The sequence below is a fragment of the Burkholderia sp. AU39826 genome (genome assembly GCF_020419965.1).
Classification (GTDB): domain Bacteria; phylum Pseudomonadota; class Gammaproteobacteria; order Burkholderiales; family Burkholderiaceae; genus Burkholderia; species Burkholderia semiarida.
The window spans coordinates 807,033-822,272 of the sequence record NZ_JAIZQG010000002.1 but is presented as its reverse complement, the minus strand read 5'-3'; the positions used below and the strand labels follow the sequence as shown (position 1 = coordinate 822,272).

Genomic DNA, 15,240 nt, shown 5'->3' with positions numbered 1-15,240 from the left:
CCCGGGGCACGCCGTATCAAGGTGTAACGAATTGCAGCGGGGCGTCGGCGGCGGTTTCCGGGAAAACCCGCAGAAGGGCGTCGCGACGAGGGAATAAAACGGGGGAGGATCGAAGGCCGGCGGACGCCGGCTGGCGGGATTTACGCGTCGTTACAAAGGCGACGCGTGCGCGCCGCGGGGCGCGGCGCACACGCGGTTGCGGCTGTCAGTCCTCGCGGCGCAGATGCGGGAACAGCAGCACGTCGCGGATCGTCGGGCTGTCGGTCAGCAGCATCACGAGACGGTCGATGCCGATCCCGCAGCCGCCGGTCGGCGGCATCCCGTATTCGAGCGCGCGGATGTAGTCGGCGTCGAAGAACATCGCTTCCTCGTCGCCTGCATCCTTCTGCTCGACCTGCTTCTTGAAGCGCGCGGCCTGGTCTTCCGGATCGTTCAGCTCCGAGAAGCCGTTCGCGATCTCGCGGCCGGTCATGAACAGCTCGAAGCGCTCGGTGATGCCCGGCACCGTATCCGATGCGCGTGCGAGCGGCGACACCTCGACCGGGTAGTCGATGATGAACGTCGGTTCCCACAGCTGCGCTTCGGCCGTTTCCTCGAAGAGCGCGAGCTGCAGCGCGCCGATGCCGGCGTTCAGGAACGCCGGCTGCGACACGTCGACGCCGAAGCGCTTCAGCTCGGTGCGCAGGAATGCGTCGTCCGACAACTGGCCGTCGGTGTAGTCCGGTGCGTACTTCTGGATCGCCTGCGTGATCGTCAGGCGATGGAACGGCTTCGCGAGGTCGAGTTCGCGGCCCTGATACTGGATCGTCGCGGTGCCGAGCGCGTCGATCGCCGCCTGGCGGATCAGTTGCTCGGTGAAGTCCATCAGCCAGCGGTAGTCGGTGTACGCGGCGTAGAACTCCATCATCGTGAATTCCGGGTTGTGCCGCGGCGACACGCCTTCATTCCGGAAATTGCGGTTGATCTCGAACACGCGCTCGAAGCCGCCGACGATCAGGCGCTTCAGGTACAGCTCCGGCGCGATGCGCAGGAACATCTGCATGTCGAGCGCATTGTGATGCGTGACGAACGGCTTCGCGGCCGCGCCGCCCGGGATCGGGTGCAGCATCGGCGTCTCGACTTCCATGAAGTCGGCGTTGTCCATGAACTTGCGGATCGACGCGATCGTCTTCGTGCGGGCGCGGAACGTGTCGCGCGTTTCCGGGGTGACGATCAGGTCGACGTAGCGCTGGCGGTAGCGCATTTCCTGGTCGGACAGGCCGTGGAACTTGTCCGGCAGCGGACGCAGCGCCTTCGACAGCAGGCGCAGCTCCTTGCACTGGACCGACAGCTCGCCCTTGTTGGTGCGGAACAGCACGCCGCGCGCGGCGACGATGTCGCCGAGGTCCCACTTCTTGAACGCGTCGTAGGTGTCGGCGCCGACGTCGTTCGGCGTCACGAAGAACTGGATCTGGCCCGAGCCGTCCTGCACCGTCGCGAAGCTCGCCTTGCCCATCACGCGCTTGAGCATCATGCGGCCGGCCACCGACACCTCGACCGGGTTCGCTTCGAGCGCGGCCTTGTCCGAATCGGCGAATTTCGCCTGCAGGTCGGCTGCGTGGTGCTCGGGCCGGAAGTCGTTCGGATAGGCGACGCCTTGCTCGCGCAACGCGCGCAGCTTCTCGCGGCGCTCGGCGATGATCTGGTTTTCGTCCGCCGTGACGGCGGGCTGCGTTTGGGTCGGTTCGGTCATGATGGTCGGAATTCGGAGTGGGGTGCGGCAACGCAAACGGAAAGGGCGGCGCGGGGCAGGCCGCGCCGCGGCGCTTACACGCCCTGTTTGAGGCTCGCGCTGATGAAGTCGTCGAGGTCGCCGTCGAGCACCGCACGCGTGTTGCTCATTTCGACGTTCGTACGCAGGTCCTTCACGCGGCTCTGGTCGAGCACGTACGAGCGGATCTGGTGGCCCCAGCCCACATCGGTCTTGCTCGATTCGAGCTTGTCCTGCTCGGCCTGGCGCTTGCGCATTTCGACTTCGTACAGGCGCGACTTCAGCATCGCCATCGCTTCCGCGCGGTTGCGGTGCTGCGAGCGGTCGTTCTGGCACTGCACGACGATGCCGGTCGGCATGTGCGTGATCCGCACCGCGGAGTCGGTCTTGTTGATGTGCTGGCCGCCCGCGCCCGATGCGCGGTACGTGTCGATGCGCAGGTCGGCCGGGTTGATCTCGACTTCGATCGAGTCGTCGATTTCCGGATAGACGAACACCGACGAGAACGACGTATGGCGGCCGCCCGACGAGTCGAACGGCGACTTGCGCACGAGGCGGTGGATGCCCGTTTCGGTGCGCAGGAAGCCGTACGCGTATTCGCCCGTGACCTTGACCGTCGCGTTCTTGATGCCGGCGACGTCGCCGTCGGACTCTTCGAGCACTTCGGCCTTGAAGCCCTTGCGTTCGCAGTAGCGCAGGTACTGGCGCAGCAGCATCGATGCCCAGTCGCACGCCTCGGTGCCGCCGGCGCCGGCCTGGATGTCGATGAAGCAGTTGTTCGGATCGGCCGGGTTCGAGAACATCCGGCGGAACTCGATGTCGCCGACGCGCGCCTCGAGCTTCGCGGCGTCTTCTTCCGACGCGAGAAGCGTGTCCTCGTCGCCTTCCTCGCGTGCCAGCTCGAACAGGTCGAGCGCGTCGCGCAGGTCGCTATCGAGTGCGGTGAGCGTCATGACGACGCCTTCGAGCAGTTTCTTCTCGCGGCCGAGCGCCTGGGCGTTCTTCGAATCGTTCCAGACGTTCGGGTCTTCGAGTGCCTTGTTGACTTCGGTCAGACGCGCAGCTTTGGCGTCGTAGTCAAAGATACCCCCGAAGCTCGCCCGCGCGATTGCGCAGGTCGAGCAGGGAGCTTTCGATCGCGTTGAGACGTTCCGCTTCCATGATCGTTCGCTGTTCCGGCTTCGTAAAAAAGCGGAATTATAGCCGATCGGCAAACTTGCCCGGTGACGCAAACGGTGCTCGCGCATGCGTGGAGGGCCCGTCCAACGCGGCGCGCGAGCGTGCGGCGGCGCGTCGCGGGACGGTCGCCGGCTCAGCCGGCCGCGTGTTCGACGATCAGCTGCACGCGCGTGACGCCGTTCCACGTATCGGCGACGAGCCGGTACGCGACCAGCGCGCGCGCCGGCAGCGGCTCGGTGTGGTTGAACCAGATCGCGTTGAAGCGCTGGCGGCCGCGCGCGAGCTGCAGCTTCAGGTGCTTTTCCTTCACGAGCGACTGCGACACGACGTCGAATTCGCCCGAGAAAAGCGGGGCCGGAAACCCTTGCCCCCACACGGCTTCGTCCAGCAGGCCGACGAACTGCGGCGTGAAGTACGCATCCTCGAGCTCGCCGTCGGTCTCGATCACGCGGGCCAGCGCGTCGTCGGACAGCCATTCGCGCGCGACGGCCTCGAACGCGGCCGCGAAGCGCGGCACGTTTTCGGTGTCGAGCGTGAGGCCGGCCGCCATCGCATGGCCGCCGAACGCGACGATCAGGTCCGGCTCGCGCTTCGACACGAGATCGAGCGCGTCGCGCAGGTGGAAGCCCGCGATCGACCGGCCGGAACCCTTGACGCGCCGGCCTTCGTCGTCGGCGTGCGCGAACGTGAACGACGGACGGTGGAATTTCTCCTTGAGCCGGCCGGCGACGATGCCGATCACGCCCTGGTGCCACGCGGGATTGAACAGCGTGATCGTGCACGCGTCGGCCGGATCGACGTCGGCGAGATCGGCGAGCGCCTGCTGCTGCATGCCGGCCTCGATCTCGCGGCGTTCGCGGTTCATCACGTCGAGCTGCTGCGCGAGATCCCACGCGCGGCCGATGTCGTCGGTGATCAGGCACTCGATGCCGAGCGACATGTCGGACAGCCGGCCGGCCGCGTTCAGGCGTGGACCGAGGCCGAAGCCGAGATCGAACCCCGACGCGGTGCGCGCTTCGCGCGCGGCGGCGCGGAACAGCGCGGCGACGCCTGGCTGCATGCGGCCGTTGCGGATGCGCTGCAGGCCCTGCGCCACGAGCACGCGGTTGTTGCCGTCGAGCCGCACGACGTCGGCGACGGTGCCGAGCGCGACGAGGTCGAGCAGGCCGTCGAGACGCGGCTCGGCTTCCTTGCTCGCGAACGCGCCGCGGCGGCGCAGCTCGGCGCGCAGCGCGAGCAGCACGTAGAACATCACGCCGACGCCGGCGAGGTGCTTGCTCGGGAACGCGCAGCCGGGCTGGTTCGGGTTGACGATCGCGCGCGCGGCGGGCAGCGCGTCGCCGGGCAGGTGGTGGTCGGTCACGAGCACGTCGATGCCGCGCGCGTTCGCGGCTTCGACGCCGGCGACGCTCGCGATCCCGTTGTCGACGGTGATCAGCAGGTCGGGCTTGCGCGCGGCCGCGAGTTCGACGATCTCCGGCGTGAGGCCGTAGCCGTATTCGAAGCGGTTCGGCACCAGGTAGTCGATCTGCGCGCCGAACATGCGCAGGCCGCGCACCGCGACCGCGCAGGCGGTCGCGCCGTCGCAGTCGTAGTCGGCGACGACGAGCAGGCGCCGCTTGTCGGCAATCGCGTTGGCGAGCAGCGACGCCGCATCGGCGCAGCCTTTCAGCTCGGTGGGCGGGACGAGGCGCGCGAGCGCGGTCTCGATGTCGGCGGGCGACTGCACGCCGCGCGACGCGTACAGGCGCGCGAGGACGGGGTGCAGGCCGTGGCGCGCGAGCACTTCGGCGTCGGCGGGCGCGACGGGGCGGGTAACGATCCGGGTCATACGGGGTGGCTGGTCATTCGAACAGGGAGGCGAGCGCGCGGCGGCGCCAGAACTTGCGCAGGTCGCCGCGCGTCGCGTGCAGCGTCACGGAGCTCGTGTCGCCGCACAGCGTGAAATCGACGCTCGCCAGCTCGCCGTTGTGCAGCGCGGCGAGCGCCGGCGCGAACCAGTCGCGCTCGAGCGCGGCGAGGCCGTCGTGCCACCGCGCCCAGTCCTGCTCGATGAACGGGGTGGTCAGCGCCGGCAGATCGACGAGCGTCGCGCCGTCGGCGGCGGGCAGCGCGACGAACGTCGCGGGCGGGCTGCCGGCTTCGGTTTGCGCGGCGCGCGCGAGGCCGAGCGCGGCGGGCGACGCGGACAGCACGCGCGCGAACGGCTTGCCGACCGGCTTCAGCGTACCCTGCGCATGGAACCAGATCGAATTGACGGCCGGCAGGCCGCGCGCCTCGCGGGCTTCGTTGACCGGATGCTGGAACCACGCCATCTGCACTTCGTTCTGCAGTTTCATCCACATCCGCGAGCGCTCGCCCGTATGGGCCTCGTGCGGCAGCCAGATCTCGATGTTGCGGCCGCTGGCGCGCAGTGGCGCGGCGCCGGCGAGGCGCGCGAGCTGGTCGCTCGACAGGTACCAGCGCGCCGGGTTCGGCGCTTCGAGCCGCACGCCGAGCTCCTCGATCAGCGGCCGCGCGACCGCGAGCAGCGCGGCCGCGTCGCCGTCGTCGAGCGCGAGGGCGGCCGGATCGACGAGCACCAGGTGATCGTGCGCGATTTCGACGTGCACGGGCTCGACGCATGCCCACGCGTGCGTGCCGGGGTCGCCGCCGTCGGCCAGCAGCATGTAGGGCGCGAGCGGCGCCTCGTCCGCGGCGTTGCCCTGCGTGGCGCCGAACCGGCTTGCCAGCCAGCGCTCGTGCGGCAGCGTGCGCTGGAAGTCCTCGCCGGCCACGCGCTCGACGAGGCTTGCGCGGGCGAGCAACTTTTGAAGCGCGGGGCTGTCCAGCGTGTGCAGGGACGAGGCCGCATCGGCCGCCGACGGCAGCGCGAACGGAACGAGAAAATGGAGGCGTCGGTCGTGCATGATGGTGCGCATTGTATGGCAAACTGCGCGCGTGATCGGGCCGGCTGACGGCCCGTTCGCGTCCGGCGGCCGTTTTTCGACCGTGCCGGGGGGCCGGCCGCTACCGGCCACGACCCGGCGGCGGTCCGGCCGCCGCGCACCTGTCCGCCGTAACCAGCAGAAAGGATTCGCTTGAAACTTCCGTACGAATGGCAGATCGGCTGGCGCTACACGCGCGCCGGCAAACGCACGACCGGCAACGGCTTCATTTCCTTCATCGCGCTCGTATCGATGCTCGGGATCGCGCTCGGCGTCGCGGCGCTGATCGTCGTGCTGTCGGTGATGAACGGCTTCCAGAAGGAGGTGCGCGACCGCATGCTGTCGGTGCTCGCGCACGTCGAGGTGTTCTCGCCGACGGGTTCGATGCCCGACTGGCAACTGACCGCGCAGGAAGCGCGCCGCAATCCGTCGGTGATCGGCGCGGCGCCATATGTCGACGCGCAGGCGCTGCTCACGCGCCAGGACGCGGTGAGCGGCGTGATGCTGCGTGGCGTCGAGCCGGCGCTCGAGCCGCAGGTGTCGGACATCGGCAAGGACATGAAGGCGGGGCAGCTGGCCGCGCTCGTGCCCGGCCAGTTCGGCATCGTGCTCGGCGACGCGCTCGCCGGCAACCTCGGCGTGACGGTCGGCGACAAGGTCACGCTGGTCGCGCCCGAAGGCTCGATCACGCCGGCCGGCATGATGCCGCGCCTGAAGCAGTTCACGGTCGTCGGCGTGTTCGAGTCCGGCCACTACGAATACGACAGCACGCTCGCGATGATCAACATCCGCGACGCCGAGGCGCTGTTCCGGATGAGCGCGCCGACCGGCGTGCGGCTGCGGCTCACCGACATGCAGAAGGCGCCGCAGGTCGCGCTCGAGCTGTCGCATACGCTGTCGGGCAGCCTGTACATCCGCGACTGGACCCAGCAGAACAAGACCTGGTTCTCGGCCGTGCAGATCGAGAAGCGGATGATGTTCATCATCCTCACGCTGATCATCGCGGTGGCCGCGTTCAACCTCGTGTCGTCGCTCGTGATGACCGTGACCAACAAGCAGGCCGACATCGCGATCCTGCGCACGCTCGGCGCGCAGCCGGGGTCGATCATGAAGATCTTCGTCGTGCAGGGCGTGACGATCGGTTTCGTCGGCACCGCGTCCGGCGTCGCGCTCGGCTGCCTGATCGCGTGGAGCATCCCGTGGCTGATTCCGATGATCGAGCACCTGTTCGGCGTGCAGTTCCTGCCGCCGTCGGTGTACTTCATCAGCGAGCTGCCGTCCGAACTCGTCGCGAGCGACGTGATCCGGATCGGGCTGATCGCGTTCGCGCTGTCGGCCGTCGCGACGCTTTATCCAAGCTGGCGCGGCGCGAAGGTGAAGCCGGCGGAGGCGCTCCGCTATGAATGACCGCGCGGCCGCATTCGCGGATTCACGACAACAACACAACGGACAGGATTCGGCAGGTATGCAGGAATACGTGCTTCAGGCGCGCGGGATCACGAAGGCGTTCGTGCAGGGCGGCTTCAACGTGCAGGTGCTCAACAACACCGAGCTGACGGTGCGGCGCGGCGAGAAGCTCGCGGTCGTCGGGGCGTCGGGCTCCGGCAAGAGCACGCTGCTGCACGTGCTGGGCGGGCTCGACGAGCCGAGCGCCGGCGAAGTGTCATTGCTCGGCAAGCCGTTTACGCAGCTCGCCGAGCGCGAGCGCAACGAACTGCGCAACCGCGCGCTCGGCTTCGTCTACCAGTTCCATCACCTGCTGCCCGAGTTCACGGCGCTCGACAACGTCGCGATGCCGCTGCGCATCCGCCGGATGACGACCGAGGACGCACGCGGGCAGGCACAGGCGATGCTCGAACGCGTCGGTCTCGGCCCGCGTGCGAAGCATCGGCCGGGCGAATTGTCGGGCGGCGAACGGCAGCGCGTCGCGATCGCGCGTGCGCTGGTCACGAAGCCCGCGTGCGTGCTCGCCGACGAGCCGACCGGCAACCTCGACGGCACGACGGCCGACACGGTGTTCAACCTGATGCTCGAACTGTCCGAGACGCTCGAAACGAGTTTCGTGATCGTCACGCACGACCCCGATCTCGCCGCGCGCTGCGACCGCATCATGCGGCTGCGCGACGGCGTGTTGCACGAGGAGCCGGCGCTGCCGGTGTAAAAAAGCCACGCCATTGGCCGTGCCGGGTTCGCCCCGGCACGATACAACGGTGCAGGACCGCTGCCATGTGGATCGACACGCATTGCCATCTCGATGCCGCCGAATTCGACGCCGACCGCGACGCGGTTGCGCACGCCGCGCGCGCGGCCGGCGTGTCGCGCATCGTGATCCCGAGCATCGGGCGCGACAATTTCACGACGGTGCGCGAACTCGCGCAGCGCACGCCCGGCGCGGCGTACGCGCTCGGCATCCATCCGATGTATACGCCGCAGGCGCGCGACGCGGATCTCGACCGGCTGCGCATGGAGATCGAGGCGAGTCTCGACGATCCGCGTTTCGTCGCGATCGGCGAAATCGGGCTCGACTATTTCGTGCCGGGGCTCGATGAAGAGCGCCAACAGTTCTTCTACCAGGGCCAGCTCAGGCTCGCGCGGGAATTCGACTTGCCCGTGCTGTGTCACGTGCGCAAGTCGCAGGACCGCGTGCTGGCCGGGCTGCGCCGTTTCGGCGTGCGGCGCGGCATCGCGCATGCGTTCAACGGCAGTTTCCAGCAGGCCGAAGGGTATCTGGCGCAAGGCCTGCATCTCGGCTTCGGCGGCAACGTGACCTTCACGCGCGCGCGGCAGATCCGCCGGCTTGCCGCCGAGTTGCCGCTCGACGTGCTCGTCGTCGAAACCGACGCGCCCGACATCGCGCCCGAATGGGCATACAAATCCCGCAACACACCCGACCAGGTGCCGCGCATCGGCGGCGTGCTCGCCGAATTGCGCGGGCTCGATACTGGCGAACTGGCCGTATGCACTTCGGCTAACGCGCTCGCCGCGCTGCCGCGACTCGCACTTTCGTCCGCATAATCGTTGCCGGAAGGCGCCGCCCGGGCAGGGCTGGCGCCGGGTCGACGAGGAGGCGGAATGCGCGTGTGGTGGATCGCGTTCGCGCTCGGCGTCGTCGTGCTGCAGCGGCAGGCGGCGTTGCCGGGGGCGATCGCATGGACGGTCGGAGCAGCCGTGCTCGCGGGCTGCGCGGCGCTGGGCGCGTGGTGCATGCGTCGACGGCGCACGCGTGCGGTCGTGGCATGCGGCTGGATGCTGTGTGTGTTCGCGGCCTGCGTCGCGGGGTTCGGCTATGCGGCCGCGCGGGCCGAGTGGCGGCTCGGCGACAGCCTCCCGCCGGAGTGGGAAGGGCGCGACATCGTCGTCACGGGTGTGATCCGCGGATTGCCGGTCGTCGACGAGACGGGGGCGCGGCTGCTGTTCGCGGTCGAATCGAACGATGCGGGGCTCGCCCGTTTTCCGCCATTGATCCGCTTGTCGTGGCGCGCATACGGCGCACCCGCGACACGCGATGCGCTTCCCGATTTGCGGGCGGCCCAGCGCTGGCGTTTCGTCGTGCGTCTCAAGCGTCCGCATGCCGAGGCCAATCCCGGCGTGCGCGACAGCGAGGCGGCGTGGCTCGCGGCAGGCATTCGCGCGATCGGCTATGTCAGTGCGCCGCGTCGGGCCGTATTGCTCGATGCGCGCGCGGCGGGATGGCGTGCATCGATCGACCGGGTGCGCGACGCGCTGCGGGCACGCATCGGCGAGGTGCTCGGCACCGATGCGGCGCACCGCGGCATCGTCGCCGCGTTGGCGATCGGCGACCAGTCGGGCATCGGCGACGACGACTGGCGCGTCCTGCGCAATACGGGCACGAGCCATCTGGTCGCGATTTCGGGTCTCCATGTCGGGCTGGTCGGCGCGATCGCCGGCTGGCTCGTGTCGATGGTGTGGCGCCGCCTGCGCTGGCGCGCGCGGGCCGCGACGCTCGTGTTGCCGGCGCCGTACGCGGCCGCGCTTGCCGCGCTGGTCGCTGCTGCGGGCTACGCCGCGCTCGCCGGCTTCAACGTGCCGGCACAGCGCGCGTGGTGGATGATCGCGGGCGGCGGCGTCGCGTATCTGGCCGGCCGCAGTGTGCCGACCTCCGCGGTGCTGTGCGCGGCGCTCGGCGGCGTGCTGCTCGCCGATCCGTGGGCCGTGCTGTCGGCCGGATTCTGGCTGTCGTTCGGCGCGGTCGCCGTGATCTTGCAGGCCGTCGCCGGCTGGCGCGCGGTGCGGGAACTCGATGAGAACGACGGGATCGACGAGAACGACGAAACGGGCGCGGAAAGCCGCACGGCCGGCTTGCGGAGGCGATTGCGCGGGTGGGCGACGCGCTGCCGGCGCCGCATCGCCGAGGCCACGCGCGTGCAGTACGCGGTGACGATCGGTCTCGCGCCGCTCACCGCCGCCTGGTTCGCGCAGGTTTCCCTGTCGGGCCCGTTCGGCAATGCGTTCGCGATTCCGTGGGTCAGCTCGGTCGTCACGCCCGTCGTGCTGGCCGGCATCGCGTTGCCGGCGCCGTTCGATGCCGGTGCGTTCATGCTCGCCCATACGGCGCTCGCACCGATGATGACGCTGCTCGGGCACCTGGCCGACTGGCCGGCCGGCGTGCTCTGGCTGCGCATGCCCGAGTGGCCGGTACTGGCGCTGGCATGCGTGGGCGTCGCGTGGGCGCTGATGCCGCGCGGCTGGCCGTTGCGCTGGGCGGCGCCGCTCACGTGGCTGCCGCTTGTCGCGCCGGCGCCCGACGCGCCGCCGGCAGGCGGCTTCCGGCTGACCGTGCTCGACGTCGGGCAGGGCGCGGCGGTGCTGGTCGAAACCGCGCGGCGGACCTTGCTGTTCGATGCGGGGCCCGGCGCGGAATCGACGCATGCCGGTACGCGGATCGTCGCGCCGGCGTTGCGGGCGCGCGGCATCGCGGCGATTGATTCGCTCGTGCTCAGTCATGCGGATGCCGATCATGCAGGCGGTGCTTCGGCCGTCTATGCGGCGACCGACGTGCGCCAGCTGCTGGCCGGCATCGCGCCGCGGCACCGGCTGTGGCGCGAGGCGCAGGCGGTCGGCGTGGCCGATCGGCTGCCGTGCGCGGCCGGGCAGCGCTGGACCTGGGACGGTGTCGTCTTTACGATGCTGTGGCCGCCGGACGGGGTGGGCACGGGTTCGTCGAACGGGCAATCGTGCGTGCTGCGCATCGACGCGGGCGGCACGTCGGCCCTGCTGACGGGCGACATCGAGGCGGCCGCCGAGCGCCGGCTGGTGGCCGATGCGCGCGATGCGCTGCCCGCGCAGATCCTGGTCGTTCCGCATCACGGCAGCCGCACGTCGTCGGTCGAACCTTTCCTCGATTCGGTCGGGCCGCGCGTCGCGGTATTTCCTGTAGGCTATCGCAATCGTTTCGGGCATCCGCACCGGACCGTGCTCGCCCGCTACGAGGCGCGCGGGATTCCGCTGCCGCGCACCGATCGCGACGGCGCCGTGCGGTTCGACGTCGCGCCGGCCGGCGGCGGGTTCGCATTCGCGCGCTATCGCGACGAACGGCGCCGGTACTGGATGGACCGGTAAGCGTGGCGACGGCCGGCGTGCCGTGCCGAAGCCCGGTTCCGACAGAAATATGACGCATGGGAATGGCACAAGCGCTGACGCACCCCCTCCCGTCGACCGCGAAGCATGGGACGAGAGTAAGCGCTAAAGCGCTAACTCCCGTTGACAAAGGAGACACCGGCATTTGAAGGACATCCTCCACTTCTCGCACGCGAACGGCTTCCCGGCGTCGACGTACCGGACGATCTTCGCCGAACTCGCCGACGACTACGAGCTGCGCTACATCGAACGGATCGGCCACGACCGCCGCTACCCGGTGACGCGCGACTGGCCGCATCTCGTCGAACAACTGCTCGACGATATCGGCAGCCGCTACGAGCGCCCGGTCTGGCTCGTCGGCCATTCGCTCGGCGGCTACCTGTCGCTGATGGCCGCGCTGAAGAAGCCGCAGTGGGTGCGCGGCGTCGTGATGATCGATTCGCCGATCATCGCGGGCTGGCGTGCCGGCGCGTTGCGCGCGAGCCAGTGGGCGGGGCTCGACGAGCGGCTGTCGCCGGCCGCGGCGACGCGCAACCGGCGCACGCGCTGGATGAGCCGCGACGAAGTCTGGCGGCACTTCCGCGAGAAGCCCGCGTTCGCGCGCTGGGACGAACGGATGCTCGCTGACTATATCGACTACGGCATCCCGCAGGCCGGCCCCGACGGCGCACGCGCGCTCGCGTTCGACCGGCAGGTCGAATACCTGATCTACCGGACGCTGCCGCACACGCTCGGCCCGCGGCTCGCACACGGCGCGCCGGTGCCGCTCGGCTTCCTCGCCGGCACGCGCTCGCGCGAGGTGCGGCAGGTCGGGCTCGATGCGACGCGCCGTGCGACGCGCGGGCGCATCGAATGGCTGGAAGGCAGTCATCTGTTCCCGATGGAGCGGCCGATCGAGACCGCCCGCGCATTGCAGCGGATGCTGAATTCGCTGAAGGCGGAAGAGGGCGGCATTTCGGGCGGCATTTCGCAGGCCGGCGCGCCGCTCGCGAGGCGCGCCTGACGTTTCGTCCCGTGCGCCGAGCGCCCGCCGGCGCATGCGCGTGGCGCCGACCGGCCGGCCGGTTCGCGCCGGCGCGCACCGCCGCGCACCGCCGCGCGGGGCGGTACGAAAGGGCGCGATCATCGCGTCAATTGCTGAGAAAAGGGCGGGCTTTACGGTATAATCCGTTTTTCCCGCGAGCATCCAGCGATGACCAAATATGTTTTCGTCACCGGCGGCGTAGTTTCTTCCCTCGGCAAGGGTATTGCCGCCGCCTCTCTCGCCGCGATCCTCGAATCGCGCGGTCTGAAAGTCACCCTCCTCAAGCTCGATCCCTACATCAACGTCGACCCCGGCACGATGAGCCCGTTCCAGCACGGCGAAGTGTTCGTGACGGAAGACGGAGCGGAGACCGACCTCGACCTCGGCCACTATGAGCGCTTCATCAGCACGAAGATGCGCAAGGCCAACAACTTCACGACCGGCCAGATCTACGAATCGGTGATCCGCAAGGAGCGCCGCGGCGACTATCTCGGCAAGACCGTGCAGGTCATTCCGCACATCACGAACGAAATCCAGGCGTTCATCGAGCGCGGGGCGGCATCGGCCACCTGCGGCGAGCCGGACGTCGCGATCGTCGAGATCGGCGGCACGGTCGGCGACATCGAGTCGCTGCCGTTCCTCGAGGCCGCGCGCCAGATGAGCCTGCGCCTCGGCCGCAACAGCGCATGCTTCGTGCACCTGACGCTCGTGCCGTACGTCGCGACGGCCGGCGAGCTGAAGACGAAGCCGACCCAGCACAGCGTGCAGAAGCTGCGCGAGATCGGCATCCTGCCGCACGTGCTGCTGTGCCGTGCGGACCGTCGCATTCCCGACGACGAATCGAAGAAGATCTCGATGTTCTCGAACGTGCCGGAAGACGCCGTGATCTCGGTGTGGGACGCCGACAGCATCTACAAGATTCCGCAGATGCTGCACGACCAGGGCCTCGACCGGATCATCTGCGAGGAGCTGAAGCTGTCGCCGAAGGACGCCGACCTGAGCATGTGGTCGACGCTCGTCGAAAAGCTCGAGAACCCGCAGCACGAAGTGACGATCGGCATGGTCGGCAAGTACGTCGACCTGACCGAGTCGTACAAGTCGCTGATCGAGGCGCTGCGCCATGCGTCGATCCACACGTCGACCAAGGTCAACATCGAATACATCGACTCGGAAGAGCTCGAGACGAACGGCGTCGACAGCCTCAAGCATCTCGACGCCGTGCTGGTGCCGGGCGGTTTCGGCCGTCGCGGCACGGAAGGCAAGATCGCCGCGGTTCGCTACGCGCGCGAGTCGAAGGTGCCGTATCTCGGCATCTGTCTCGGCATGCAGCTCGCGGTGATCGAATTCGCGCGCGACGTCGTCGGCCTGAAGCAGGCGAACAGCACGGAATTCGATCCGGACACGCCGGAGCGCGTGGTCGCGCTAATCACCGAATGGTACGACCGCGAAGGCAAGGTCGAGACGCGCACCGAGGAATCCGACCTCGGCGGCACGATGCGTCTGGGTTCGCAGCGCTGCCCGATCAAGCCGGGCACGATGGCCGAGGAAATCTACGGCAAGGACGTGAACGAGCGCCATCGCCACCGTTATGAAGTCAATAACCGCTTCGTGCCCCAGCTCGAAGCCGGCGGCCTTATCATCAGCGCCCGTACCCCGAGCGAGGATCTGCCGGAGATGATGGAGCTGCCGCGTTCGATGCACCCGTGGTTCGTCGGCGTCCAGTTCCACCCGGAATTCACGTCCACGCCGCGTGACGGTCATCCGCTGTTCAAGTCGTTCGTCGAAGCCGCGCTCGCCAACAAGCAAGCGCGCGGAGTGCAAGCATGAAGCTGTGCGATTTCGAGGTCGGTCTCGCTCAACCGTTCTTCCTGATCGCGGGTACCTGCGTCGTCGAATCGGAGCAAATGACGATCGACACGGCCGGCCGCCTGAAGGAAATCTGCGAGAAGCTGAACGTTCCGTTCATCTACAAGTCGTCCTACGACAAGGCGAACCGCAGCTCGGGCAAGTCGTTTCGCGGCCTCGGAATGGACGAGGGGCTGCGGATCCTCGGCGAGGTGAAGCGCCAGCTCGGCCTGCCGGTGCTGACCGACGTGCATTCGATCGACGAGATCGAGCAGGTCGCGTCGGTCGTCGACGTGCTGCAGACGCCGGCGTTCCTGTGCCGCCAGACCGATTTCATCCATGCGTGCGCGCGCTCGGGCAAGCCCGTGAACATCAAGAAGGGCCAGTTCCTCGCGCCGCACGACATGAAGAACGTGATCGACAAGGCGCGCGACGCGGCGCGTGAAGCCGGGCTGTCTGAAGATCGCTTCATGGCGTGCGAGCGCGGCGTCTCGTTCGGCTACAACAACCTCGTGTCGGACATGCGTTCGCTCGCGATCATGCGCGAGACGAACGCGCCGGTCGTGTTCGATGCGACCCACTCGGTGCAGCTGCCGGGCGGGCAGGGCACGAGCTCGGGCGGCCAGCGCGAATTCGTGCCGGTGCTCGCCCGTGCGGCGGTCGCGACGGGTGTCGCGGGCCTCTTCATGGAAACGCACCCGAATCCGGCCGAGGCGAAATCGGACGGCCCGAACGCGGTGCCGCTGAACCGGATGAGCGCGCTGCTGGAGACCCTCGTCACGCTCGACCAGGCGGTGAAGCGCAATCCGTTCCTGGAAAACGATTTCAATTAAAGATCGAATGAACCTTGCGACGGCTTCGCGCGTCTGTAGCGAAAGCGGTTCCGGCACGCACGCCGTCGCAGTTTGAAGAATCCA

At 68.6% G+C, this 15,240-nt stretch carries 11 protein-coding genes; 7 read left to right on the top strand and 4 right to left on the bottom strand.

Annotated elements, in window-relative coordinates; genetic code table 11:
- Positions 1 to 205 precede the first annotated feature (205 nt).
- The 4 genes from lysS to LGM42_RS08590 form a co-directional block, all read right to left on the bottom strand.
- Positions 206 to 1,732: a lysine--tRNA ligase gene (lysS, locus tag LGM42_RS08605; protein ID WP_006478395.1), complete on the bottom strand. Its 1,527-nt coding sequence runs from the start codon at positions 1,730 to 1,732 to the stop codon at positions 206 to 208.
- Between the two features lie 74 nt (positions 1,733 to 1,806).
- Positions 1,807 to 2,911, bottom strand: a protein-coding gene (prfB, locus tag LGM42_RS08600; RefSeq protein WP_099316561.1) for a peptide chain release factor 2 whose coding sequence is annotated in 2 segments (ribosomal slippage) — positions 1,807 to 2,829 and positions 2,831 to 2,911 — 1,104 coding nt in all. Because the reading frame shifts where the segments join, the coding sequence is not laid out codon by codon here.
- Between the two features lie 151 nt (positions 2,912 to 3,062).
- Positions 3,063 to 4,760, bottom strand: a complete 1,698-nt coding sequence (gene recJ, locus LGM42_RS08595) for a single-stranded-DNA-specific exonuclease RecJ (RefSeq protein ID WP_226231992.1) — start codon at positions 4,758 to 4,760, stop codon at positions 3,063 to 3,065.
- A 13-nt stretch (positions 4,761 to 4,773) separates the two neighbouring features.
- Complete coding sequence (locus LGM42_RS08590; RefSeq protein WP_226231991.1) at positions 4,774 to 5,850, bottom strand: regulator; 1,077 nt, start codon at positions 5,848 to 5,850, stop codon at positions 4,774 to 4,776.
- Between the two features lie 159 nt (positions 5,851 to 6,009).
- Here LGM42_RS08590 and LGM42_RS08585 point away from each other — a divergent pair, with 159 nt between their 5' ends.
- The 7 genes from LGM42_RS08585 (at position 6,010) to kdsA (ending at position 15,156) form a co-directional block, all read left to right on the top strand.
- Complete coding sequence (locus LGM42_RS08585) at positions 6,010 to 7,263, top strand: lipoprotein-releasing ABC transporter permease subunit (RefSeq protein ID WP_226231990.1); 1,254 nt, start codon at positions 6,010 to 6,012, stop codon at positions 7,261 to 7,263.
- A gap of 58 nt (positions 7,264 to 7,321) precedes the next feature.
- The gene (lolD, locus tag LGM42_RS08580) at positions 7,322 to 8,017 is read left to right on the top strand and encodes a lipoprotein-releasing ABC transporter ATP-binding protein LolD (RefSeq protein ID WP_059583336.1); all 696 of its coding nucleotides are present in this window, start codon (positions 7,322 to 7,324) and stop codon (positions 8,015 to 8,017) included.
- A 65-nt stretch (positions 8,018 to 8,082) separates the two neighbouring features.
- Positions 8,083 to 8,871 carry a TatD family hydrolase gene (locus LGM42_RS08575; protein ID WP_226231989.1) on the top strand — a complete coding sequence of 263 codons (789 nt, stop codon included), beginning with the start codon at positions 8,083 to 8,085 and terminating at the stop codon, positions 8,869 to 8,871.
- A 57-nt stretch (positions 8,872 to 8,928) separates the two neighbouring features.
- Complete coding sequence (locus LGM42_RS08570; RefSeq protein WP_226231988.1) at positions 8,929 to 11,436, top strand: DNA internalization-related competence protein ComEC/Rec2; 2,508 nt, start codon at positions 8,929 to 8,931, stop codon at positions 11,434 to 11,436.
- A 163-nt stretch (positions 11,437 to 11,599) separates the two neighbouring features.
- Positions 11,600 to 12,457 (top strand): alpha/beta fold hydrolase, encoded by an 858-nt coding sequence (locus LGM42_RS08565; RefSeq protein WP_099316556.1) that lies wholly within the window; start codon positions 11,600 to 11,602, stop codon positions 12,455 to 12,457.
- Between the two features lie 189 nt (positions 12,458 to 12,646).
- Complete coding sequence (locus tag LGM42_RS08560) at positions 12,647 to 14,305, top strand: CTP synthase (protein WP_034207739.1); 1,659 nt, start codon at positions 12,647 to 12,649, stop codon at positions 14,303 to 14,305.
- Positions 14,302 to 15,156 carry a 3-deoxy-8-phosphooctulonate synthase gene (kdsA, locus tag LGM42_RS08555; RefSeq protein WP_226231987.1) on the top strand — a complete coding sequence of 285 codons (855 nt, stop codon included), beginning with the start codon at positions 14,302 to 14,304 and terminating at the stop codon, positions 15,154 to 15,156. Before LGM42_RS08560 ends, kdsA begins: the two co-directional genes overlap by 4 nt.
- The last annotated feature ends 84 nt before the right edge of the window (positions 15,157 to 15,240 follow it).

Bases quoted from the DNA above. Each gene is read 5' to 3' on its own strand.
- lysS (WP_006478395.1), bottom strand. From the start codon at position 1,732: ATGACCGAACCGACCCAAACGCAGCCCGCCGTCACGGCGGACGAAAAC.
- recJ (WP_226231992.1), bottom strand. From the start codon at position 4,760: ATGACCCGGATCGTTACCCGCCCCGTCGCGCCCGCCGACGCCGAAGTG.
- LGM42_RS08590 (WP_226231991.1), bottom strand. From the start codon at position 5,850: ATGCGCACCATCATGCACGACCGACGCCTCCATTTTCTCGTTCCGTTC.
- lolD (WP_059583336.1), top strand. From the start codon at position 7,322: ATGCAGGAATACGTGCTTCAGGCGCGCGGGATCACGAAGGCGTTCGTG.
- LGM42_RS08575 (WP_226231989.1), top strand. From the start codon at position 8,083: ATGTGGATCGACACGCATTGCCATCTCGATGCCGCCGAATTCGACGCC.
- LGM42_RS08570 (WP_226231988.1), top strand. From the start codon at position 8,929: ATGCGCGTGTGGTGGATCGCGTTCGCGCTCGGCGTCGTCGTGCTGCAG.
- LGM42_RS08560 (WP_034207739.1), top strand. From the start codon at position 12,647: ATGACCAAATATGTTTTCGTCACCGGCGGCGTAGTTTCTTCCCTCGGC.
- kdsA (WP_226231987.1), top strand. From the start codon at position 14,302: ATGAAGCTGTGCGATTTCGAGGTCGGTCTCGCTCAACCGTTCTTCCTG.